We start from the raw sequence: 3,851 nt of genomic DNA on the forward strand, positions 1-3,851 counted from the left end.
CATAATATCTACTATATGTAGCGCTACCCAAATAAGGCACAGACATTTATTTATAAATGCTCAAACTCAGTCGTGGGTATTCGTGCATGGTAATTGTCAGGATATACATTTTTGAATTTCTCCCAAACTCCCCATCTCCCCATCTCCCACACTGCCCATCTGCCCTTTCCTACTTTGTAGCACCACAAAGTATCTTTCGAGTTCCAAACACTACATATACTAATACGTTACAGTTTTTATTAGTAATATCTACTATATGTAGCGCTACCAAAATAGGGTACAGACATTTATAAATGCTCGAACTCACTCTTGTATTACTTCAGATTTCCGACTTTGTAGCACCACAAAGTATCTTTTGAGTTCCAAAGACTACATATACTAATACGTTATAGTTTTTATTCATAATATCTACTATATGCAGCGTACCCAAATAGGGCACAGACATTTATAAATGCTCGAACTCACTCCTATATTACTTCTGACTTCTAACTTCTAACTTCTGACTTTATAAACCCCCCATTCAGTAATTTATGAATTTTGCTTAGGTCTATAATTAGCAACTGACTCCACCAATCCCAGAGCAATAAAATTACTCAACAAAGCCGATCGCCCATAACTAAGTAAAGGTAGTGGGATACCAGTCACAGGAGCCAAACCAATATTCATACCAATATTCACAAAAACTTGGAATATTAACATTGATAATACTCCAATAGCTATGAGAGAACCAAAATTATCTTGAGCAGTCTGAGCAATAATCACCAATCGCATACAAATAAACCAAAAAGCCAAGAGTACGAGAAGACAACCAATAAAACCCAATTCTTCACCGATAGCTGAGAAGATAAAATCTGTATGCTGTTCCGGGATAAAGTTCAATTGAGTTTGAGTACCTTGATATAATCCCCTACCAAAAAGTTGTCCAGAGCCAATAGCAATGCGAGATTGGATCAGATGATATCCTGTACCTAAAGGGTCTTGTTCTGGATTAAGAAATCCTGTTAATCGGTCTTTTTGATAGTCTTTCAACAAATCCCATAATATTTGCCCAAGGTTTCCAGATAGAATATTAATCCCCGCAACTACTGGAAACCATAACCAACCCCAAGGCAAACTCCGCCAAGCGATTAATGCCATCAAAGTTATCCAGGCAACCCAAGCAGGAAAATAAATGCTGTAAAGGATAGCTGAGAAAATGGGAGAGACAAGTAATATTAACCAACCAAGATTAACATTACCCCAGTAAAGCATTCCCATAGTAATTGCAGCAAATATTAAGGAAGTGCCGAGATTGGGTTCTAAAAAAACTAATAACCAAGGTACTGCTGTAATTATCAGAACTTTAAAAAAGTCGAATAGCTTTACTCTAGTCATAGAAGAAAGTATTGCTGCCAAGGTAATAATTACCCCAACCTTGGCAAACTCTGATGGTTGAACATGGAAGCCAGCAACATTAATCCATCTTTGCGCCCCTAAGGCTGAAGTACCAATGATTTGTACCGCTATCAAAGAGATATTGGTCAAAATGTAAATTACCCATTTCCAGTTAACTAAGAATTCATAACGACAACGAGCAATAATTAAGGCCAAAATTAAGCCGACTCCTCCTGTGAGCCAATGCTGCCACCAATCTGTTAGCCCCTGGTTTCTTTCCACGCTTTGGATCATAACTCCACCAAAGATAGTCATTCCTATATAAACCAATAGCAGAGACCAATCTATATTTCGCCAGTTTGAAAGTGGGGATTTTCGGCGATTTCTTAAAACTAATTTCTGTGTCATATTTTAACGTTCGGATAATTTAGACTTTAGAATATTCTTGATAGTTAATACATCTACTTAAGTCGAATCTCTGCATAAATTGAATTTTTATTAGGACTTACGCACAGACCACAGATATAGCGTCAAAAACTATAACGTTATAGTTTTTGAACTCTATACATAGTAGCTTTGCGTAAGCCCTGTTTATTTGACAACTGAATAACTTATACTTGACTTCTGACTCTTGACTTCTGACTCCTAACTTCCAGCCTACTCAGCATCTCTATCAGGAGAAAACTGTTAATGAAAACCGCTACAAGGTCACAAATCTTAAACCTCAAGTTACTAAAGGAACCGCCCGAACTTAAAAAGTCCGGGCGGATTGTGGTGTGAGGAGTGAACGGAAACATAATATCTCCGCTATCTCTATTGTGACATTTCCTTTCAGATAATTCCAGGATAATTGATAAATTTAAAAACTACTTCACAAATTTTGTCAAGGGTATGAGATATCTTGAGCTTTCTTAAGTAAGTAAATCTACTTACCCATTCCCAATTTTTGGGCTTTTTGATAAACTTTACCCTCAGTTAATAAGGAAGGAGCAATTACAACCTCAACCTGCTGCATTTCCTTCAAATCCTTAGCACCCAAAGTTCCCATGCTAGTCTTGAGAGCACCCAACAAATTATGAGTACCATCGTCCAATTGTGCTGGGCCACACATAATTTGCTTTATGGTTCCAGTTGTACCTACCTGAATCCGAGTGCCACGAGGCAATACTGGACTAGGAGTAGCCATGCCCCAATGATAACCACGTCCAGGAGCTTCAGCTGCCCTGGCCACGGGTGAACCAATCATCACACTATCAGCACCACAAGCAATACATTTACAAATATCACCACCAGTAATCAAACCCCCATCAGCAATAACCGGCACATAATTCCCTGTTTGTTGGTAATAATCATCTCGTGCTGCAGCACAGTCTGCTACTGCTGTTGCTTGGGGAACTCCAACACCTAAAACACCGCGAGATGTACAAGCTGCACCTGGGCCAATACCTACTAGCACTCCTGCGGCTCCTGCTTTCATCAAATTTAAAGCTACTTCATAAGTAACACAGTTACCCAAAATTACAGGCATAGGCATTTCTTGACAAAATTGAACCAAGTCAAGAGTTGGTACTGATTCAGATGAGAGAAATGCAGTTGAAACAACTGTTGCCTGAACAAAAAATAAGTCTGCACCAGCATCAGCAACTACTTTCCCATATTTCATTGCTCCCGCAGGAGTTAAACTTACTGCTGCAATAGCACCTTGGCTTTTTATTTCCTTAATTCTCTGAGAAATTAATTCTGGTTGGATCGAGGTTGCATAAAGTTCCTGCATCAGAGTCACAAATTCATCTTTACCAACAGACCTAATTTTTTCTAAGATTGGCTCTGGGTCAGCATAACGAGTTTGAATACCTTCTAGGTTGAGAACTCCCATGGCCCCTAAGTTTGATAGGAGAATAGCCATTTGGACATCAACTACTCCGTCCATTGCACTAGCAATAATGGGAATTTCTTTTTCAATACCACCAATGCTCCATCTAGTGTCTGCTAAATTTGGATCGAGTGTACGTTGCCCAGGAACTAAGGCAATTTCATCGATTCCGTAAGCTCTACGAGCTGTTTTTCCACGTCCAATAATTATATCCACTGCTTTTACCAACTCCCAAGACCATTTTAGTTAGGGTATCAAATTAAGAGGAGCATTGGTCATTTCAATTATCAGTTAGCCTCTTGGGTCGTAACTGCGTTTTTCATGTCGCGTAGCGAAACAGTTATCAGTACCTCCAGTACATAGTTATGCTTTACCGAAAAATTGTGGTCACTAGCCTCCCCTTGGATAGGGGATAAAAAGCGGTCGATCTTCGGAGCTTGGAGTAGTGGACCAACACACCTTAAATGGGGTGATGGGATGATGGGGGGATGAGGTGCGAGACGAAAAAAGTGCTCTGCACAGTTTTAGCTGTGTCAGTCTACTACTCAACTGATTTTCACGCTTATTGATGTTTGATTCATCTATTGGACAATAGTTAGGGCTG

At 39.4% G+C, this 3,851-nt stretch carries 2 protein-coding genes; both read right to left on the reverse strand.

Annotated features, from left to right (window positions below):
* Positions 1-528: 528 nt before the first annotated feature.
* A complete protein-coding gene (rodA, locus tag ACP6PM_RS15535; protein ID WP_426586113.1) occupies positions 529-1,782 on the reverse strand; it encodes a rod shape-determining protein RodA in 1,254 nt (417 codons plus the stop codon).
* 517 nt (positions 1,783-2,299) lie between these two features.
* A complete protein-coding gene (locus tag ACP6PM_RS15540) occupies positions 2,300-3,463 on the reverse strand; it encodes a GuaB3 family IMP dehydrogenase-related protein (protein WP_426586115.1) in 1,164 nt (387 codons plus the stop codon).
* Positions 3,464-3,851: the final 388 nt, after the last annotated feature.

Origin of the sequence: Dapis brunnea BLCC-M229, assembly GCF_050015995.1 — a bacterium.
Lineage (GTDB): Bacteria > Cyanobacteriota > Cyanobacteriia > Cyanobacteriales > Microcoleaceae > Trichodesmium.

Bases quoted from the DNA above. Each gene is read 5' to 3' on its own strand.
- rodA (WP_426586113.1), bottom strand. From the start codon at position 1,782: ATGACACAGAAATTAGTTTTAAGAAATCGCCGAAAATCCCCACTTTCA.